At 56.5% G+C, this 19763-nt stretch carries 13 protein-coding genes; 6 read left to right on the forward strand and 7 right to left on the reverse strand.

The features are described 5' to 3' along the window. From AC5S16_RS03775 to AC5S16_RS03790, 4 genes are read right to left on the reverse strand one after another with little or no spacing between them, the layout of a single operon-like run. A complete protein-coding gene (locus AC5S16_RS03775; protein WP_493928691.1) occupies positions 1-1629 on the reverse strand; it encodes an MFS transporter in 1629 nt (542 codons plus the stop codon). After that, on the reverse strand, positions 1626-2771 hold the full coding sequence (locus AC5S16_RS03780) for an HlyD family secretion protein (RefSeq protein WP_493928692.1): 1146 nt from the start codon (positions 2769-2771) through the stop codon (positions 1626-1628). Before AC5S16_RS03780 ends, AC5S16_RS03775 begins: the two co-directional genes overlap by 4 nt. Continuing rightward, positions 2771-3205: a universal stress protein gene (locus AC5S16_RS03785; protein WP_493928693.1), complete on the reverse strand. Its 435-nt coding sequence runs from the start codon at positions 3203-3205 to the stop codon at positions 2771-2773. The genes AC5S16_RS03780 and AC5S16_RS03785 overlap by 1 nt, the downstream gene beginning before the upstream one ends. 42 nt (positions 3206-3247) lie before the next feature. After that, positions 3248-3607: a hypothetical protein gene (locus tag AC5S16_RS03790; RefSeq protein WP_493928694.1), complete on the reverse strand. Its 360-nt coding sequence runs from the start codon at positions 3605-3607 to the stop codon at positions 3248-3250. Positions 3608-3843: 236 nt separating this feature from the next. Between AC5S16_RS03790 and AC5S16_RS03795 the strand changes: the two genes are divergently transcribed. Then, the gene (locus tag AC5S16_RS03795) at positions 3844-5643 is read left to right on the forward strand and encodes a hypothetical protein (RefSeq protein ID WP_493928695.1); all 1800 of its coding nucleotides are present in this window, start codon (positions 3844-3846) and stop codon (positions 5641-5643) included. Positions 5644-5775: 132 nt separating this feature from the next. On the opposite strand, the gene AC5S16_RS03800 is transcribed toward AC5S16_RS03795, so the two are convergent. Then, a complete protein-coding gene (locus AC5S16_RS03800) occupies positions 5776-6474 on the reverse strand; it encodes a DUF6875 domain-containing protein (RefSeq protein ID WP_493928696.1) in 699 nt (232 codons plus the stop codon). A gap of 57 nt (positions 6475-6531) precedes the next feature. Then, a complete protein-coding gene (locus AC5S16_RS03805; RefSeq protein WP_493928697.1) occupies positions 6532-9108 on the reverse strand; it encodes a non-ribosomal peptide synthetase in 2577 nt (858 codons plus the stop codon). A gap of 451 nt (positions 9109-9559) precedes the next feature. On the opposite strand from AC5S16_RS03805, the gene AC5S16_RS03810 reads away from it, so the two are divergent. Together AC5S16_RS03810 and AC5S16_RS03815 are read left to right on the forward strand one after the other, a co-directional pair. Further along, a complete protein-coding gene (locus AC5S16_RS03810; RefSeq protein WP_493928698.1) occupies positions 9560-13120 on the forward strand; it encodes a beta strand repeat-containing protein in 3561 nt (1186 codons plus the stop codon). A 295-nt stretch (positions 13121-13415) separates the two neighbouring features. After that, positions 13416-14378: a glycosyltransferase family 2 protein gene (locus AC5S16_RS03815; RefSeq protein WP_493928699.1), complete on the forward strand. Its 963-nt coding sequence runs from the start codon at positions 13416-13418 to the stop codon at positions 14376-14378. Between the two features lie 27 nt (positions 14379-14405). Here AC5S16_RS03815 and AC5S16_RS03820 read toward each other — a convergent pair whose 3' ends face one another. Next, positions 14406-14774 (reverse strand): GIY-YIG nuclease family protein, encoded by a 369-nt coding sequence (locus tag AC5S16_RS03820; RefSeq protein ID WP_493928700.1) that lies wholly within the window; start codon positions 14772-14774, stop codon positions 14406-14408. A 231-nt stretch (positions 14775-15005) separates the two neighbouring features. Here AC5S16_RS03820 and AC5S16_RS03825 point away from each other — a divergent pair, with 231 nt between their 5' ends. The 3 genes from AC5S16_RS03825 (at position 15006) to AC5S16_RS03835 (ending at position 19703) form a co-directional block, all read left to right on the forward strand. Further along, entirely contained in the window at positions 15006-15755 is a 750-nt protein-coding gene (locus AC5S16_RS03825; protein ID WP_493928701.1) for a 4'-phosphopantetheinyl transferase family protein, read from the forward strand. Positions 15756-15766: 11 nt separating this feature from the next. Next, positions 15767-16732 carry a hypothetical protein gene (locus tag AC5S16_RS03830; protein ID WP_493928702.1) on the forward strand — a complete coding sequence of 322 codons (966 nt, stop codon included), beginning with the start codon at positions 15767-15769 and terminating at the stop codon, positions 16730-16732. A 439-nt stretch (positions 16733-17171) separates the two neighbouring features. After that, positions 17172-19703, forward strand: a complete 2532-nt coding sequence (locus AC5S16_RS03835; RefSeq protein ID WP_493928703.1) for a glycosyl hydrolase family protein — start codon at positions 17172-17174, stop codon at positions 19701-19703. Positions 19704-19763: the final 60 nt, after the last annotated feature.

The raw sequence follows: 19763 nt of genomic DNA on the forward strand, positions 1-19763 counted from the left end.
TCATGCCGGCTGCGCTGCAGGAGTCGCCGTTACCTGCCTGTACTGCGTCTGAACGGAACCCATGCAGGCGACAATAAACAGGCACGCGACAGCAGCCCAGGCGACCAATGCGAAGCCGTCTGCAATCGCAAGCGTGAATGCCTGCCCTCTCACCTGCAGTGCAAGTATCTCTGCTGCTCTGGCCGTCGCTGCATCCTGGCCGCTTACATGTCTGGCCATGCCCGCTTTCAAAGCCAGAAGCCTGTGGTCCGTGGCAGTTTGTCCAAGCTGAACTCCAAGACCAAGAATGTTCGAATGAAACTGCTCGCGATAAGACAGAAAATGCTGCATCACCGCAGACCCTATCTCTCCTCCGAGAAGCCGCACCGTCTGGAAAAAACCTGCGAACGTCAGCACATCGATCGGTCGAGTCAGTGCGCCTGTATTCAGAACTTCAAGGATGATGGCGCCTACAAGTCCGTTGAAAGCCAGGGCCAGGCCGATGGCCATCACACACTGCGAAAGCCAGAAGTCGCCCCCGGCCCACATTGAGTCAACCTGCATATTCATAAGACAAGCGACAGTCACCAATCCAAAGCCGGCCGTAAGAACAAGACGGGCATCTATGAATCGCAGCGAATAGATGCCCAGCAGTCCGCAAAGAAATTGAGGGATTGCAACCCACAACAAAACCGGCCCTGTCTGCAGGGCGCGATATCCCTGGATGGTCGAAAGATAGCTCGGAAGAACAAGGACCGGTCCAAGCATGACGAAACGAAAGAAGAAGAGCACCACAGCAAGCAGCAGCGTGTTGCGTCTGGCCAGAAATCCAAGATGAATCAGCGGATTGGGCTCGATCACGCGCCTCCACAATGTAGCCAGCAGCAGAAAAGCCGCGGTAATCGTAAGCGCAATCACAGTCGCTGAATTCCACCAGTCAAGCCGTTGCCCCTGGTCGAGAGCGATATAGAACAACGAGAACCCAAGACTCGCATACAGAAAACCGCGCCAGTCAGGTCTCGGCTGCCCTGCAGATGGCTTGGGAAGCGGCTGCCACGGTATTCCGTAATAGATAAGAATGACCATGAGCGGCGTCAGCAGCGCGCTGTTCCAGAAAATCCAGTGCCACGACAAATGATCTGCGTACCAGGCTTCGAGAGACGTGGCAACGTATGTCGTAAAGACAATGTCCATCGCATAGGCAGCAATGCCGAGAAGGACAAAGCGCATCGGCAGGTTGCGCAGCACAAACGAGAGAGTCAGTGGATAGAATGTGCCCGCAGTCAGCCCGGCCAGAACCAGCAGGAACAACATAATCGGCAATGTTGTAGTCAAAGCCAGAAGAGCGCTGATGAGCGTGAACAATACGCCGCATACAAGCAGAACGCGGCGCGCTCCCAGCAAGCCTCCCAGATATACAGAAAATGGGCCGATGAACATCAGTGCCGCATTGAAGGCCGTGCCGATCCATGAAGCTTCATCTGCGCCTAAACCCGCTGCTCCTCTGATGTCCGAAAGCCCGACACTGACAAGCCTTCCCTGAAAAGTCGCAATCGATGCGCCCAGTAAAACGCCCGCAACTCCGATGAGAGGATGCGTCGTAATATGCGAGGGAGCGGCCGCCTGAGGAGATTGCTGATTTTCTGTCACGATTTGGTTTCCTCGGCGTTCCTGTTTTGGCCAGAGGCATGAATCGTTACGACGGCCGAAAATCCTGGCTTGAGTCGCCCTTGTAGAGCATGGTCTGGATCGAGCACGATCTTTACAGGAATTCGTTGAACGATCTTGGTGAAATTCCCTGTCGCGTTATCCGGTGGCAGCAGCGCAAATTGTGATCCGCTGGCAGGCGCAATCTCCGCAACTTTTCCATGCAGAACAGCTCCGGGAAATGCGTCGATCCTGATATCCGCCCGGTCGCCAGGATGGATATTCGTGAGTTGCGTTTCCTTGTAGTTCGCCTGGATCCACACATCGCCTTTCACCAGTGACATGACTTCCATGCCTGCGCCTACAAGCTGTCCCGGCTGCACACGTCTTTCTCCTGCGGCTCCGTCAATCGGCGAGAGGATTTTCGTGTATCCCAGATTTACCTGGGCGACAGCAATCGATGCGCGCTTCGCCTCAATATCTGCCCGGTAAATTTTGTCCTTCGCATCAAGAATGGCGCGCTGTGTCTTTTGCGCTGCGAGCACGCTTTTACTGCTCGCCAGGGCTGCCTTCGCCCGCTCAAGATCAGCCTCTCTCGTCGCCAGCAGGGCTTCAAACCGCCCGGCATCCGCAACCGCCTGCTCGAATTTCTGGTGTGTCGTAGCCTTTCCGTTTAAGAGCGCTTCCTGACGTTTTCGTTCGGTTTCTGTGCGTTCCACATCAGGCTTGGCCGACGCTACTCCGGCCTCTGCAGCAGTCACAGCCGCTTCTGCTGCAGCCACGCCGGCTACTGCATTTTGAATCTGTGAATCCTGAGCCGCTTTCGCCACCTGATTCGTGGCCAGCTCCGCTTCTGCTGCAGCCAGAGCGGCCTGCGCCTGGGCTGCAATCGCGCGATAGTCTTCGTCGTTGATCTCGACCAGAACCTGCCCTTCTTTCACAGTCTGATAGTCGGTGATATTCACGCTGCGAACTGTTCCGCTGATGCGGGTGCTGAGCGGAGTGAGATCCGCGCGAACATAAGCATCATCGGTTTTCTGCTCCGATCGATTTCCAGTCCAGGAATTCCAGCAGCCATGAATCGTGAAGATCAGCGCAACGGCCACACCCAGAATGACAATCGGAACAATGATTTTTTTCGTCATCAGTGAACCCCAAGAACGCTGCAGGGAACATCCTGCGCAAGTGAATACACCGTGCTCCAGATACGAGCGATATGTAATGACCGGTGATGAAGTCCGACAACAAGCAGATCGATCTTGTTGGCGCGGACAAAATGGGCGATGGCTTCCACCGTATTTCCGTGAATCAGCTTCGAGGCAACAGTGATGCCCTCACTTAAGGCCAGGCTCATCGCTTTTGTCCGCAATTCTTCATACGACAATGCCCTGTCCTGGTCGAGCTCGCGCATAATCGATGGATCTGCTCCGGTGGCATAAGCCGTGTATGCGGGCAGTTGCTCTACTACCGTGATGGTCAGCAGTTCGGCCGCGAGAGCCTTGGCCAGCTTGATTGCACTCCTGTATGCACGTTCGGCTTCGGGTGACTCGTCATACGCGACCGCTATCTTGCAGAACATCACGCCCTCCGGGATTTCTTAAATAACTCGATTGAGGGATCCTTAGCTCTCCGGTTCCTGGCTGGGAGCATCTTCATTGCTCATAAAGTTCCGCAAAGCACGTGAAACAGCATCTTGAATTTCCTTCTCAGAGAACGGCTCCGCAATCAGGTCATACGCGCCAGACTCGAGTACGCCTGTCCATAATTGAAACGTTGTGCTTCGCGCATAGACCAGAATCGAGGGCCTGGGATTGAGCAGGCTTAGTTCGCCCCATAGTGCCCACCACTCCACATGCGGAAGCGCAGCTGGCAGGATCACAACCTCAAACGTCTCTCCTGCCTGAATGCGCCGGGCAACCTCCGAGGCATGCACCGCTCCGACGACTTCAACATCTAATGGCTTGAGTTGCCAAACGAGCATTGCGCACGTCTCCGCTGAAGCGATAGCGAGCACTCGCATTTGGCGTCTCTCGTTCTCCACGCGATGCCTTTCCCATACTTGCCGAGAATGTCAGCTTTCGTTTTCTGACGGAAGGTGAGCAACGGTTAGGTGACAGTTATCACTGCCGTGATTGCAATTCCCGCGTTTATGATGGTTGCAAGTGCCACCGCTCTCTTTGTGTTGAAGAAACGCCTCCACTCTTCTGGAGTGAGTTTATGACCGTGTACGAACCGCCTATAACTGAATACATCCCGGAAAATGAAATTCGCTCGCAGCTCGTTCTCATTCTGCAGAGCGACCTGTTTGTACAGTCAGACCGGCTGGGCCGCTTTCTGCGTTTCACCGTCGAAAATGCGCTCGCCGGAAATGCTCACATACTTAAGGAGTATGTGATTGGCACCGAAGTATACGACCGCAAAGCCCCGTACCATCCAAGCCAGGACTCGATTGTGAGGACTGAGGCCAGAAGGCTCCGCTCCAAGCTGAAGGAGTATTACGAATCGAGCGGTAAGGATGATCCCATATTTATCTACCTGCGGCCAGGCACGTATGTACCCGTGTTTCACAGAAACGAAAAATCATCTATCGACCGGTTGAAACAGGTAACTGCCAATGGAGGGCTGCTCGCTGAAGGCGAGGGCGTTTCTCTGGCTGTGTTGCCCTTCGTTGATCTCTCGGCGCAACCTCTTTCCAGCATGTGCGCGCATGGCATTACGGATGAATTGATCCACGCTCTTGGGCGTACCGATGGCATCAAGGTGGCCTCGGCTACTTCCGTGGCAAAGTTTGTCACGATGCCTCGCGATGTTCCTTCTCTGGCACAGGAGCTGGGCGTGCAATTCATTATCGAAGGCAGCGTTCGCGGGGAGAATAACCGGCTGCGCATTACCATCCGCGTCTTAAACGCGGATGGCTTCCAGCTTAATTCCCAACGCTTCGAAACCGAAGTAAACTCTGACTCGGTCTTTCAGATCCAGGAGCAGATCGCCCGGGCATTCATAAGCCGTGCACGCCCTGAACAATCGAGCATACGGCATCGCAAAGCCACAGCCGGAGCGCTGATGCTGTCCGTGTATCCGCTCATCATTCAGGGAGAGGCACAGCTTGACGAGGGCTCGGCAATGGACCTGCAGTCGGCCCTGGTGAAATTTCAGCAGGCCGCACAGCTTGCTCCGGACTTCGCACGGATTTTCTGCGGCATATCGCAGTGTCATGTCGAGATGATTCTGCGTGGTATCTACCCGTTTTCCGCGGCGCTTGCGGAAGCAAAATCAGCGGCATTGAAGGCAGTTGAGATTGATCCTCACATGATTGAGTCTTATTCATGCCTCGGCTGCGTTCAGGCGCTCGAGTGGAAATGGAACGAAGCGGAAACAAGCTTCAAGAAAGCGCTGCATCAGGGAGCACACGTGGGCGTTGCGCGGCAATACGCTCTGTTTCTTGCCGCCATGCGCCGCTTCGATGAAGCCTCGTATTACGTAGAGGTGGCTCAGCGGAACGACCCATTCTCATATCGTCAGAAAATTACCCGGGCCAAGTTTCTATTCCTCTCCTCCCGCTATGAAGAAGGCGCAAAACTGGCGTCGGCTCCACTCATCTACGGCCCTGTCCCTGTAGAGGCGCAACTCTACATAGCTCTTATGGCTGCGCATCTCGGTAACACCGATGAAGCAAAACGTATTACTGAGAGCATACGGCCCGATGCAGGTGCGCTATTCCCGATGATGGCTGGCATTGCCGAGATTCAGGCCATGAGCGGAGATAAAGAACACGCCAGCCGCCTTGCCAGAGATTTCAGATTATTAGCCTCTCCTCCGCCGATCAGCAGATTTCGCCAGGCTCTTCTTGCCCTCGCTCTTGAAGATGTCCCAGCTGCTCTTTCACTGTTGCAGGCTGCAGCAGAAGACAAAGAGCCAGAACTGGTGTGGATCGCAGTTGATCCACGGTTCGAATCTATTCGCGGTGAGTCTGTTTTCAAAAAAGTTGTGTCCGAACTCTTCCCAGGTCGCGAGTAGTTGTAGGAAATTGTCAGACCTGACCCGGCCGCGGATCAGTAAGCAGCAACGCGATTGAACGCAGAGCATCTCGCCGGCACGCGAACACTGTGTGCCGGCGAGATGAATCGGCGCTCAGAGAATGCAGTATTCCTATCGAGCTGTCGTAGCTGCGAGTTCTTCCCTCGCTGCCGTCAACGCAACCTCGGCGCGCGTGCGGTTGCCATTGGTGAGCGTGGGCCCAAGAAAGTTCAGGTAAGACGTCAGGAACTCCAGCCGTGTCTCCGGGGAATCGTACATCCTGCTCATGAACGGCAGGTCTGATTCCACCATGTGACGGATCGCCAGCAGCGGAATCGGGCTCCGCAGCGGCCGGAAATTCTGGTTGCGCAAGCCAGGCGACTGGTTCAGGTTGTGAAATTCGCCCAGCATCAGGCCGTCTCTTACAAAGAGCGGCTTGAGCTTTTTCTGTACTCCATCAATCACCAGTGGCGCCTCTTCGAGCGTCACATCCGGAAAGATCATGATGAGCGCGTTCAGCAGGTTATCAGACGGATCGCTGCCCTGCTCTTTTTCTCTGGCAAGGAACTGCTCGCGATTGGCGAGCACGATGGACTCGATCTCTGCGAAACGGGCTTCGCCGGTCTCTTTCAGATGAACCATCGAGAAATGCAGTGTTTCGCGCGATAGTGCCTCGCCGACAAATGGGCATACATCGCCGGAGCGGCCGAGGTCTTTGTGCGGGCTGGCAAGATAGGTCTCCGCCCACTCAACAATGGGAAATAGAATGTCGAGACTGCTCTTCAGATTGCGGACCTGAGCGCCTGAATACCATCGGGGTCCGTGTGCCACGGGGCATTTCTTATCTGGTTGCATGTACTCTCCTAAGTGACGCCAGAAACAAGTGATTTAAAGGCCTACGACCATTTCTTCTGCCGATGCCCTTCTCTCCAGGCGCTGCGTAAGCTCCTTCGCCAGAGAGGCCACATTGGGCTCGGTCAGCATCGACTGATGACCACCTTGTACCTTTAAAATCAACAACTTACCCAAAACGCTCTTCGCCCAGCCAGCGCCGAAATCATCGTTCGGTTTCGCCGCCTCTTCTGCGATGAACAGCATCACGTCCCCTGGATATGGCTGGGGCTCATATTTTTCTGCGGAGAGAGCCAGATAGGCCTCTGCTCCGAAGAGGCTGGGGTAGTATTTATTTTTCCAAGGAGAATGCTTGAGAAGCCAGAGTTGCATCTTGATTCTCTCATGAAAGTACCGGCGCCAAAAGAGAGCATTCCAGCCGATTTCTGATGCCTGGCGGATTGCGTGCCGATAATTCTGCTTCAGAATCTCTATTAAATTCAGCCGTTTGACAGTTGAACTTAAAGTTGTAGACGATCGTTTTCCAAAGCGGTAATCGCAATCGAGCAGGGCCAGAACATTGACCTCCTTGCCGAGAGCAACCAGTTGCGAAGCCACTTCAAAGGCAAGCATCCCGCCTGAGGAGTGGCCGGCAATGTTATACGGACCTACTGGATCGACCGTCTGAATATCCTTTACATATCTCGCCGCAAGAGCTCTGATCGTCGGTCGGTCAGAGCTTCTCTCACCGCGCTGCAACCCATAAACCGGCTGGTCCGTGCCCAGAGTCGCGGCCAGCGGACGGAAAGTGAACAGGCTCCCTCCCAGTCCATGCACCACGAACAGCGGAGGCCTCGTGCCCAGCGGTTGAATAGCAATCAGTCCCGGCCAATCATCGCCCTGTAGCTGCTTGCGCACCTGCGTGGCGAGAAGTTCGATCGTCGGATTCTCCACCAGCATCGACAGTGGAATCGAGACGCCGAGCTTCTTCTCCATCGTCGCAAACATGCGCGCAGCCAGCAGCGAATGTCCGCCGAGATCGAAGAAATTGTCCGTAATTCCGAGAGGCCGGACTTTCAGAATCTGCTCCCAGATGCGCACCAGCTTGTGCTCTACCTCATCGCCCGGAGGCTGCACCACGCGCACCTGCCCGGACGACTTCGGTCGCAGCACCTTGAGCGCCTGGCGGTCGATCTTGCCGCTCGGCATCAAAGGCAGCGAGCGCACCGCAATAAATTCCGAAGGCACCATGAACGATGGCAGCCGGTCCCGCAGGTAGCTCTTGATCTGCTCCTGCGGCAGGTTCAGCGCTCCCACGAAATACGCCACCAGGCGCTTGTCGCCGGGACCAAACTCCACCGCCTGTACCGCCGCATTCTGCACGCCTTCACACTGGCGGATGACTTCCTCAATCTCTTCAAGTTCGATGCGGAAGCCGCGAATCTTTACCTGTCCATCGGCCCGGCCTACAAAATCCAGGCGCCCGTCAGATAGAAGACGCGCAAGGTCGCCGGTCTTATAGAGGCGTGCTCCCGGAGTGGGATCGAACAAATCAGGCAGAAAGCTTTTTTCCGTCAGATCGGGCCGGTTGCGATAGCCGCGTCCCACGCCCGCACCGCCAATGTACATCTCGCCGATTTCTCCGGCAGTCACTGGCTGCATCGCCCCATCGAGAATATGCACGCGAACATTCGCCAGAGGCCGCCCGATGGTGATACGGTCCATTCCCGCCTTCACCAGCTCGGTCGTTGCGCAAATGGTGGTCTCCGTCGGCCCATAGTGGTTCCACAGCGCGCGGCACCTGGGCGCCATTGCGCTCACCAGGGACGGCGGCAGCACTTCTCCGCCCGTGATCGCCTGCAGCTTCGGACTTCCCTTCCATCCCGCCTCCAGCATGATGCGCCAGAACGTAGGCGTGCCGAAGACAAGCGTGGCGTGAACCACGTCGATGACTTCTATGAACTTGCTGGGGTCGGTCACCACCTTGCGGTTGATGATGTGGACGGAAGCGCCGGAAGTGATCGGCAGCAGCAGTTCTTCGAGCGAAACATCGAACGAGACCGAAGCGCTGGCCAGCACCACATCCGTCGGGCCGAGCTGCAGGTCGTTCTGCAGTGCCTCGAGAACATTCTCGAGGCCACCGTGGATGAGCTCCGCGCCCTTCGGCCGGCCCGTGGATCCGGAAGTAAAGATGATGTACGCCAGCTGGTCTGCTGCCGGCTCTTCGTACGCAAAATCGGCGCTCAACGCAGGCGGCTTGGCAAAGATGCTCTCAATCGAAAGGATCGTTGCCGTAGTACTGGGAAATACCGCATTCGCATTCGTCAGCAGAAAGCTTGCGCCCGAGTCCTCCAGCATGAAGGTGAGGCGGTCCGGTGGGTATTCCGGATCGAGCGGAACATAAGCGCCGCCTGCTTTCCAGATTCCGAGAATGCAGGCCACCGCATCGACCGAGCGGTCGAGAAACACGCCGACTGGAGTCTCCCGCTTGATGCCGGCCCGCGCTAAAGCGCACGCGATCTGATTGGATCTCTCCTCCAGTTCGCGATACGTGAGCCGGACCTCACCACACACAACAGCAGGTGAATCCGGTAATGAAATTACCTTCTGCTTAAACAGCCGAAGGACGGACATTGAAACTACTCCTTACGAGAGCTCGCCGAGACAGAAAATGTAATTCAGGGCTAATCAGAATAGGGCTGCGGGGGCGCGGGTTTCTAGTACTTTTTTACCCTGTATTGGGCCCTTGTGTAAAGACACATATTTCACTAAACCCACTCGCTAACTACCTAAGATTCAGTAGTTAGATGCAGCTGCATGAGATAGGTTCTGGTTCTTTCCCACCTCAGATTCCGTTTTCAGGCGATCACAATCTGACACTGCGAGAAGCAGGGAATCTAACTTTCGTGACCTCTAAACGAAACTTTTACAGGAAAAACGTAATTTTTTCTTTGTATTGAAATGGTTACTTTGATAACGTGTGCTCACTTCAGTTTGAGGTTCAATCTCCATGAAAATATGCTCCCCGTTAGCTGTGAGAGTAACCAGTCGTCCCTTCTTTTGCCGTGTAATAATTTCACTCGTTGTGCTTACTCTCCTCTTCGGATGGCAGAACAAGCTCCACGCCGCTGCCACCATCAAGCTCTACGCCTACAGCTCCGATGGCACAAATACAGGAACGGCGCGCCTCGGAAAGAGTGTCTCGATGCAGGCCAGCGTTTCTGGCTCATCCGCCACCACCGTGAACTGGAGTCTTTCCGGCGCGGGCAGCATTACCAGCGCCGGCGTCTATACAGCGCCCGCAGCCATGCCTTCCAGTTCAAGCGTAACTATTACTGCTACGCTTACTTCTGACACTACAGTAACCGCCTCTTATACCTTCACGCTGATCAATCCGGTGCCCACTATCTATGGCACGAATCCATCGACGTTACCCACGGACGGTACTGATACGGTTACTGTTCCCGGCACCGGCTATGTGCAGGGGACGGTCATCCAGGTGAACGGAGCAAACGTTGCAACGACATTCGTCTCTCCGACCTCGGTGACGGTGCAGATACCTGTCAGCGCAACAGCATCCGGAACGCTGACGCTGAATGCCGTCAATCCCGCACCGGGCGGAGGCACCAGTGCTGCGGTGAATGTGCAGATCGCCAAGCCCACCATCACCCTCACTGCCTATAGCTCCGACGGAACTAATACCGGAACAGCGCAACTGGGACGGAATGTGTCGATCACTTCGAACGTCACAGGAACGAACAACGCTTCGCTCACCTGGACCGTATCGGGTGCAGGCACGGTTTCGAGCAGCGGCATTTATACCGCACCCGCGGCCATGCCCACGAACACCAGCGTTACCGTCACTGCCGCTCTGGCAGACAACTCAGCCATCGCGACCAGCTATTCGTTCAAGCTGGTCAATCCCGTGCCCACCATCTACGGCACAAATCCGGCACAGCTCCCGACTGGCGGAACTGACACTGTAACCATTCCCGGCACCGGCTTTGTCTCCGGAACAGTCATCTATGTGAATGGTTCTGCCGTCCCGACAACCTACCAGTCGCCGACAACAGTCGTCGCGCAGATTCCTGTCAGCGCTTCGGCCACCGGTTCGCTCACTCTCACTGCGGTGAACCCGGCGCCCGGCGGAGGCACCAGTGCTGCGGTTCAGGCACCCGTGGCCAAGGCCAGCATCACCCTTACCGCCTACAGCTCTGACGGAACCAATACCGGAACCGCGCGCCTCGGCCTCAATGTCTCCATCGTCGCCAACGTCACCGGCGCTGCCAATTCCACGCTGACCTGGACCGTCACTGGCGGAGGCACGGTTGCAAGCAGCAGCTCGAACACCGGCCTCTACACCGCTCCGGCTGCAATGCCGTCAAGCGCCAGCGTCACTGTCACCGCCGCTCTCTCGGACAACAGCGGGATATCAGCCTCCTACAACCTCACTCTCATCAACCCGGTTCCTGTCCTCAACCAGTTGAACCCGTATCAGCTCACCACTGGCATGACTAATGCCATTACCATTACCGGCAGCGGATTCACGCCGAGCACCGTAGTATCGGTCAACGGCACCCAGGTGACAACAACCTACAGCTCACCCACTTCGATCGTGGCCCAAATCCCCATTGCCGATTCCGTCCAGGGCAATGTCACTCTCACCGCTGTCAACCCCACGCCCGGCGGAGGCACCAGCACTTCCTTCAGCGCGCCCATCAAGCCGCTTACGCTTCTCCTGTGGGAGTTCGACGAAACCGGCGCATCGCCCACAACCACTTCGCTCGGACACAGTATGCAGTTCGTCCCCAAACTCCACGGCTCAGGCGATGCCAACTTCAACTGGAGCGTGAACTGGAGCGTGACCGGAGGCGGCACCATTTCAAGCAGCGGCATCTACACCGCGCCCTTCGTCATGCCCGCGAACCCCTCCATCACTGTCACCGCAACCCTCGCGCAGAACAGTGCAGTGACTGCAACCTATACCTTCACCCTCGGCAACCCCTCGCCGGCTGTGAATGCATCGTCGCCGGTTTCCGTAACGCCTGGATCGACAACAACCGTGACCTTCACCGGAAGCGGATTCACACCCAACACCACACTCACCGTCAACGGTGCATCCGTTGCCACAACCTATCTCTCAGCGACAGCAGTCAAAGCGCCTATCGCGGCGAGCAGCAGCGCTGCCTCTCCGCTTGAGATTGCCGCCGTCAATCCCACCCCGGGCGGTGGGACCAGCTCCACCTATCTGCTCTCGCTCACCAACTCCACCGTCGTCAATGCTTCAGTCTCAACCACGCCGGGCCAGTACATCCCGCCGGATTTCGTCGGGCTCTCGCATGAATGGGGTGATGCACAGTGGTTCATGGGCAGTTCGGCCATGGGCGTCAACTCCGCCTATAGACAGCTCATCTCGAACATCATCAACCCTGGTGCGCCGCTCCTCATCCGTGTCGGCGGATACACCACGGACACCACAACCGAGCCGAGCGATCAGACGGTCCTGCCCTTTGCTGAGCTGAACCAGGCCCTCGGCGTGCACTTCTCCCTTGGCGTCAATCTTGGCTCAGACAACGTGCAGCTCGCCGTCGACCAGGCCGTGAACTATATCCAGAACATGCCTGCAGGCAGCATCGACACATTCGAAGTCGGCAATGAGCCTGACGTGTATCCCACTAACGGTCTCCGGTCCAGCACTTACAGCGTCACGGACTACTTCAACGAGTTCACCACCTGGAGCACCTCCATCCTCCAGGCGGAGATGGGCATCAATGCCAACGTCAGGGTCATGGGAGCTGCCTGGGGAGCCGTTCAGACCTGGCAGAACAATGTGGCCCAGTATGAACAGCTCGATTCGCAGTATCTCAACTACCTCAGTCAGCACATCTATGGCGGTTATACGGAATCAGGTCAGGCCTTCAACGATGACTATCTGTTGACCCCCATCGTGTCCACACAGAATCCCACTAAGCTTCAGCCTTACGTCTCCGCCATCCACGGATTGAACCAGAAGTTCCGCATTGGCGAATCCAACACCATCGACAATGGTGGCATCGCCGGCATCAGCAACGCCTTCAGCGCAGCGCTCTATGCCATCGACACCATGTTCGAATACGCCAATGCAGGACTCGACGGCATCAACTGGCACGGTACCAGCGGATGCACTTACTGCCCCTTCACCTTCGGCGTGCATAACGTTGAAGGCATCAACTACTACCAGCTGCAGCACGTCGCACCGCTCTATTACGGCCTGATATTCTTCCACCAGGCCGCAGGCAATGGTTCGAACCTGCTCCCTGTAACTCTCAGCGCCTCCCAGGGCACGCTCCCGAACATCAAGATCTGGAGCACCGTCGACGCCAACAATAACGTCGAAGTCGCCATCATCAATAAGGACGAGAACTTCGCCGGAACCGTGGCTGTCACCCTCCCGGGTTATGGCACCGCCAAGGTCACCCGGCTCGTCGCTCCCAGCTTCGTAGCGACGTCCGGAGTAAGCCTCGGCGGTCAGACCTTCGATGGAAGCCTCGATGGAACCCTGGTGAACAGCGCCAGCGGAGAGACGCAGACCCCGTCGAATGGCAAGTACTACATCGGGGTCCAGCCCACCAGCGCAGTATTGCTGACCCTCCAGCCGGCGTCTTAACCTCAATAAAAACAGGTATTTCCGCCAAACCACCTTCGGGGCGCCCAAGCGCCCCGAAGTCTTTTATAATGAGGATGTCGGATGCGAATCACCCAGGGAACCCGTCTGACGACCGGAGGAAGGAAGAATTCATACGATGCTGAATGCGCCGTTGCAGTCTTTCACTTTCTCCCGAATACTCTAAAAGGGTTATTCACGCCGGTAGCCACAACCAGGCACCAATCTAAAGAACACGGGCTTCAGTCCCGGACCACCACCAAGCCACTCTGCCTTGAACTTAGCATTTGGAGCCTGCATGAAACCGCAAGTCAGCGCCGTAATCCCAACCCGCTTCCGTCCCGAGCTCGTCTGCCGCGCCGTGCGCAGCGTTCTGAGCCAGAGCTATGCTCAGGTCGAAGCGATCGTGGTCATCGACGGTCCCGATAAGGACACTGAAAACGCACTTGCGGCCATCGCCGACACGCGGCTCCACGTTATTCCCCTTGAGCAGAACCAGGGAGGAGCCGAAGCCCGCAACATCGGCGTTCGCGCCGCCCAGGGCAAGTGGATCGCCTTCCTCGATGACGACGACGAATGGCTGCCCGAGAAGATCGCCACCCAGCTCGCCGTCGCCGAAACCGCGACCGAGCCCTACCCCGTTGTCTTCTCGCGCGTCATTGCCAGAAACCCTGAAGTCGACATGATCTGGCCGCGCCGTCTTCCCGCATCCGGCGAGCCCATGAGCGAGTATCTTTTCTGCCGCAAAGGCTTCACCTACGGAGACGCCTTCCTTCAGACCTCCACCTTTTTCTGCTCAAAGGAGCTCATGCTCGAAGTTCCCTTCCCTAAAGGCCTCAAGCGCCATCAGGACTGGGACTGGCTCCTGCGCATGGCCGAATATCCAGGCACCGGCATCCACGTCATCCCCGAGCCGCTGATCATCTTCTACCTCGAAGATCAGCGCAAGAGCGTCAGCCGCGCCGCCGACTGGGACTTCTCCGTCAACTGGGCCCACGCCAACGGGTCGCGCATCACTCCCAAGGCTTACTCCTACTTCATCGCAACGGAATGCATTCCACGCGCCACCAAGAGCAAGTCCGGCTTCGGCGGATACATGAAGCTGATGAAGGAATTCCTTTTCCACGGCTCGCCGCGCCTGAATTCCACGATCCTCTTCTTTGGCTTCTGGCTGATGCCCGAAGATCGCCGCCGCAGAATCCGCAACGCCTTCGCCAAAAGAAAGCAGAAAGCCGCCGCGCCAGTAAGCCAGCAGGCATAAAGTATCACCACAAAACTCCGCTGCCGGTCATTCTGACGACCGCAGGGAGGAAGAATCCATACGAAGCTGAATGCGTCGCTGCAGCCTTTCGTTTTCTTCCCGAATACTCTGGCTCGGCATAAGCATCTGACAGCCCCAGTGCAAGATCACGCCACTCAGGATTTTTGATTGAATCAGAGCGATCTTCTTGGCCCGCGTCCATCCTTTGATCGTTTTCTCGCGTGCAATCGCCGTTCTGATGTCGGCGAATTCCTCAAAGTATGCGAGCCGGTGACAACCGTATTTGGATGCAAAGCCTGATTTAATGCCCTTTCGATGCTCCAGAACTCGGTTGTCAAGATTGCTGGTGACTGCGGTATAAAGCGTACCTGTTCTACCAACCAGGATATAAACCAAGCCTCTTCGCATGAAACCAGATTAGCCATGCCGTAGACCTGAGCGAAGTGAAGATTCGATCTTATGCCGGTTTACCGCAGCACCAAAGTTTCCCTGGTATAGGCCGTCATTCTGACGACCGCAGGGAGGAAGAATCCATACGATGCTGAATACGCCGTTACAGCCTTTCGCTTTTCTCCCTGAATACTCTGACTCGGGCATAATCCATCTGACATAAAATCAGAAACCAGATTGGACGCAGAAAACGCCATCCCGTCCATCACCTGGCCGCCGGAGAACCCAGTTCGCTTCTCCAGCGCAGAAGAAATCCATCTCTGGTGCTGGGATCTATGCCGGGTGCCCCACGTTCCCCTGAGTGAAGCGAAGGGTAACCTGGGGGTGTTCGCATCCGACCTGGAATCAGAAAACAAATCGGCCGCAGACGACGCCATCCCGTCCGCCCTCTCGGAAGAAGAACAGACCCGCGCAAAACGCTTCATCTTCGAGCGCGACCGCAGGCGATATATTCTCGCTCACGCCAACATGCGCCGCATACTGGAGCAGTACCTCAACATACCCGCAGACAAAATCACCTTCACAAGAAATAAATTCGGCAAACCGCACGTCGCTGACAATGCTCTGAAATTCAACCTCGCCCACTCTGCAAACCTCGCCGTGCTCGCAATCTCTAAAGACTTCGAAGTGGGAGCCGACATCGAGCTCATACAAGGCAAACCCTCCGAGCTCCCCATCGGACAATTATCAGCAAAAGAACAAAACGCATTGCGCAGTCTCTCCGCCGACAGATTTCTTCCCGCCTTCTTCACATACTGGACACGTAAGGAGGCCTTGCTCAAAGGAACAGGAACAGGCTTCTCCGGCGAACCACTTTCCCTGGAAGACTGGAGCACAGAAACAATAGTCCCCGCTGTCGGCTATATCGGCGCAGTTGCCGCCCAAACACATACCTTCACCACGCGGAGCTTCCGGTATATTCGATAAGTAGTGGCTGCATGATGGTCACGAGACACCAGCTCCTGAGTGCGACCCTTCTGCTGGCGACAATAGCCTGCGGCTCACGCGCGCGCGGACAAGCTCCGGAACAAACTCAGAGCCAGCCGCAAACACCACCCATCACTGACCAATCCTCAACGACCATCCAGCCCCTGCTCGACTTCAAGCCATCAGACATCAAGTTCAACCTGCAGACCTTTATGGTTTCGCTCAAGGACCGCAACCATGAAGGCTGGGTGCTCACCGCCTATCCCGACCCCAAAACGAGCAAGCCTCTCATCGGCGCCGGCTTCAGCCTCGATGTCATGGCCACGGATCACCCTCAGCGCGACCCGCTCAATCCTCATCCCTTCATCGAACCCTCATCCGCGCAGCTCTGGCAGGCCGCCGGACTTGACCCCGCACTGCTCCACACCATCCTCGACCGCTTCGACCGCAACCTGAGCGAGTGGGGAAAGGAAATCTATCGTCGCAAAATCAAGCGGCGCCAGCTCACGTCTGACATCACCGAAGAAGAAGCAACCAGGCTGTTGCGCATTTCCGCCGTGCAGGCTATCGAGAACGCAAAAGCCTACTGCCGCGACTTCGATCGCCTCACCGCTGCACAGCAGATGGCGATGAGTCACCTCGTCTTCCAGATGGGCACGAACCTCGAAGAATTCGAGCAGTTCCTCGCTGCTCTCAATGCCGATCCGCCGCCATCCGACGGCCGCTGGAAGACCGTGCAGACTACTCTCATCGAAAGCGAATGGGCCAGGCATTACACTGTACGCGCTGCATCCGTCATTGCCATGTTCGATCCGAACTATCTACAGAACCCCATCGCCCGCGAACGCGAAATAGCACTGACCATCCATCCACCGCGCCATCGCCATAAACGCTCATCCGCAGCTCTCCGCCGCACAAAGAAAACCACACGCCACAACAAAACTGTAAGACGCACAGTAGTCTCCGGCTCCAGGTAATCAAGCGATACAAATTTCCTGATGCTGTCATCCTGATCCTGAACTCTAGAGTGAGTAGTACTCAAACCTGTATGTGGCGAAAATGCATATCTGACCGGGACTCTAAGCCCACTGGCATCAATCCACTAGAAGCCGCTACTCCCACATGTAGTGCCAACTACTCTGAAACTACCCATTAGAACCATAGAGTAAAAATTTCCTGCCAAGGTAACCATTTTTTTATTTAATTCACGTTACCGGCGGATGGCGATGTGTTACATTGCCTTCAGAACAAAACACCACATTTGAAAGTCAACTGTCTTCGGACTTAATGCCTGCCCGGGCATCCCTGCCTGCAATGCAACCGGATGCGCCACATGCGCCCGCATGAGACCTGTGTCTCACTGCGTCAGTTGTCGTGTGCGCAATCGGGATACTTTTGCTCGACGAGAGACACTCTATGATTTTTCGCCCATTGAGGACACGTACCTCCTCGCTCGTCAACTCCATCAGGACGGGTGCAGCGACGCTCATCTTTCTGAATACTTTGGCGGTAACGCATGTATTCGGCGCAGTCACCGTACAGCTCAACGCCTACGACGGTGACGGAACCAACACGCACACTGTACGCCTGCAGGATCGCGTTTCCATTGTCCCCACAGTCCGCGGCACTCTGAATTTAGGAGTCACCTGGAGTCTCTCCGGCGCAGGCAGTCTTCAATCAGGCATGTACTACGCACCGGCTACCATGCCCTCCAATCCAAACGTAACCGTCACTGCCAAGTCGAATGCTGATGGTTCGGTAGTCGGGTCTTATAGTTTCTCTCTCATCAATCCAGTTCCCATCATCCGCTACGCTAGTGGATGGCCTCTGCCCACTGCATCCACAACTACTCTCACCGTAGTTGGACAGTACTTCGAACCTACAACCAAGCTATACGTCAACGGAACGCAAGTACCCACAACCTATAAGTCCACTACCCAGCTCACAGCTCCGGTATGGATTGCCGATAACCAGGTCGGCTCCGTGCAGGTCACAGCTAAAACCCCGTCTCCGGGCGGCGGCGGAACCGCAAACCTTTCTGTGCCCATCAAGGCGTTGGTCATCAACCTGAATGCCTTCGATAAGACCGGCACCAATACCGGAATGGCACAGCTTGGTCTGCCCGTGCAGTTCCGCGCCAACGTCACCGGCTCGCCGCTCCTCTCGAAGGTCTGGCCGGTCACCTGGAGTATCGCCTCGGGAGCCGGTTCCATCAACGCCGCCGGCACCTACTTCGCGCCTGCCAGCCTGCCTTCGAGCAACCAGGTCACGGTAAAAGCAGCGCTGGTGGCTAATCCCCAGGTCTACGCAACCTATCAGCTCACGATCATGAACCCCACGCCCGTGGTCAATAACGTGAGCCCCACGCACGTCAAGGCAGGCACAACCTCCACGGTGACCCTGATCGGCAGCGGCTTCGTCCCCAACAGCAAGGTATGGGTCAATGGACAAGTGGTAGCAAGCACCTACAAAGCCAACCACGCGCTGGCCGCAACCGTGAGCGTGGGATCATCCGCTACTCACGCTTTGATTACCGTGCAGAACCCGGATCCGGGAGGCAGCACCAGCCAGGCTTATTCCCTGCAGGTCAGCGGCAGCTCCACAGCGTCAGCCACCATCGGCACCGACAAGGGCCGCTACATCCAGTCCAACTTCATCGGCTTCTCGCATGAGTGGGGAGACGCGCAGTGGTTCATGGGTACGCAGCAGAACGGCGCCAACACGGTCTACCGTCAGCTGGTCACGAATCTCATCAATCCCGGCGACCGCCCCTTCATGATCCGCGTTGGCGGCGGCACCACCGACACCACCGGCTATCCCGATACGGATACCGTGCAGGCTCTCGCCGAACTCGCTAATGCCCTGCCCGTCCACTTCACCCTGGGCGTCAACCTGGGCTCGAACGACCCCTCACTGGCGCAGGACCAGGCATATACCTATCTCAAGAAAATGCCTGCCAACACCGTCGATGCCATCGAGATCGGCAATGAGCCCGACAACTACGTCAAGCTCGGTCTGCGCCCCAGCGGCTACAACATGAACGATTACCTCTCGGACTTCAACAAGTGGAGAGGAGCCATTCTTCAGGCCGTGCCCAGCTCGACAAAATTCATGGGGCCCGCCTGGGGATCGATGCTCACTCTGCATAACAATATGGCTGCCTTCAATGCCCACGAGCTTTCGAGCGTTCCCATCTTCAGCCAGCACGCTTATGGCGAGTACACAGGAAGCCAGAGCTATTCCAACGATTACCTCCTGAGCGACACAGCCGCCACCACCGGCCCGCAGGCAGTCGCGGACTACGCCCAGGCATCCCACCGGCACGGCCAGATCTTCCGCATCGGCGAAATCAATTCCGTCGACAACGGAGGAGTGGACGGCATCAGCAATTCCTTCGCCTCCGCCTTGTGGGCGCTCGACACCATGTTCGAATACGCCAACGTGGGCGTAGACGGCGTCAACTGGCACGGCACCAGCGGATGCAGCTACTGTGCCTTCACCTTCAACTTCATGAACGTGTACGGAAGAACGGTCTACAGCCTGGCAAAGATCAATCCTCTGTACTACTCACTGGTGCTCTTCCACATGGCTACGGGTAACACGGCACGCATGCTGCCCGTCGACCTCGACACCGGCGCGAACATCAAGACCTGGGCGATGGTCGACCAGAACAACGTCGTCCACGTCGTCATCATCAACAAGGACAAGTCGTTCGCCGGCAACATGTCCATCACCCTCCCCGGCCATGGCGATGCTGAGATGATCCGGCTCACCGCGCCCAGCTATGAGTCGACCAGCGGCATTTCGCTCGGCGGCCGTACATTCGATGGAAGTGTCGACGGCAAGCTCGTCGGCGGCGAAATCGAACAGACCGTCACCCCCGACTCGAACGGCGTCTACAACGTCACTATGCAGCCCACCAGCGTAGTGATGCTCACCATGCATTGATGAAACGAAATCCCACCCTGACAAAAGCCAGGGTGGGATTTTCACCGCCCGGCTTACCTG

Source organism: Acidobacterium sp. FHG110202_01, assembly GCF_059115305.1.

Coding starts and splice junctions, on each gene's coding strand:
- AC5S16_RS03785 (WP_493928693.1), bottom strand. CDS start 3,205: ATGTTCTGCAAGATAGCGGTCGCGTATGACGAGTCACCCGAAGCCGAA.
- AC5S16_RS03815 (WP_493928699.1), top strand. CDS start 13,416: ATGAAACCGCAAGTCAGCGCCGTAATCCCAACCCGCTTCCGTCCCGAG.
- AC5S16_RS03790 (WP_493928694.1), bottom strand. CDS start 3,607: ATGCTCGTTTGGCAACTCAAGCCATTAGATGTTGAAGTCGTCGGAGCG.
- AC5S16_RS03805 (WP_493928697.1), bottom strand. CDS start 9,108: ATGTCCGTCCTTCGGCTGTTTAAGCAGAAGGTAATTTCATTACCGGAT.
- AC5S16_RS03830 (WP_493928702.1), top strand. CDS start 15,767: ATGATGGTCACGAGACACCAGCTCCTGAGTGCGACCCTTCTGCTGGCG.
- AC5S16_RS03835 (WP_493928703.1), top strand. CDS start 17,172: ATGATTTTTCGCCCATTGAGGACACGTACCTCCTCGCTCGTCAACTCC.
- AC5S16_RS03780 (WP_493928692.1), bottom strand. CDS start 2,771: ATGACGAAAAAAATCATTGTTCCGATTGTCATTCTGGGTGTGGCCGTT.
- AC5S16_RS03795 (WP_493928695.1), top strand. CDS start 3,844: ATGACCGTGTACGAACCGCCTATAACTGAATACATCCCGGAAAATGAA.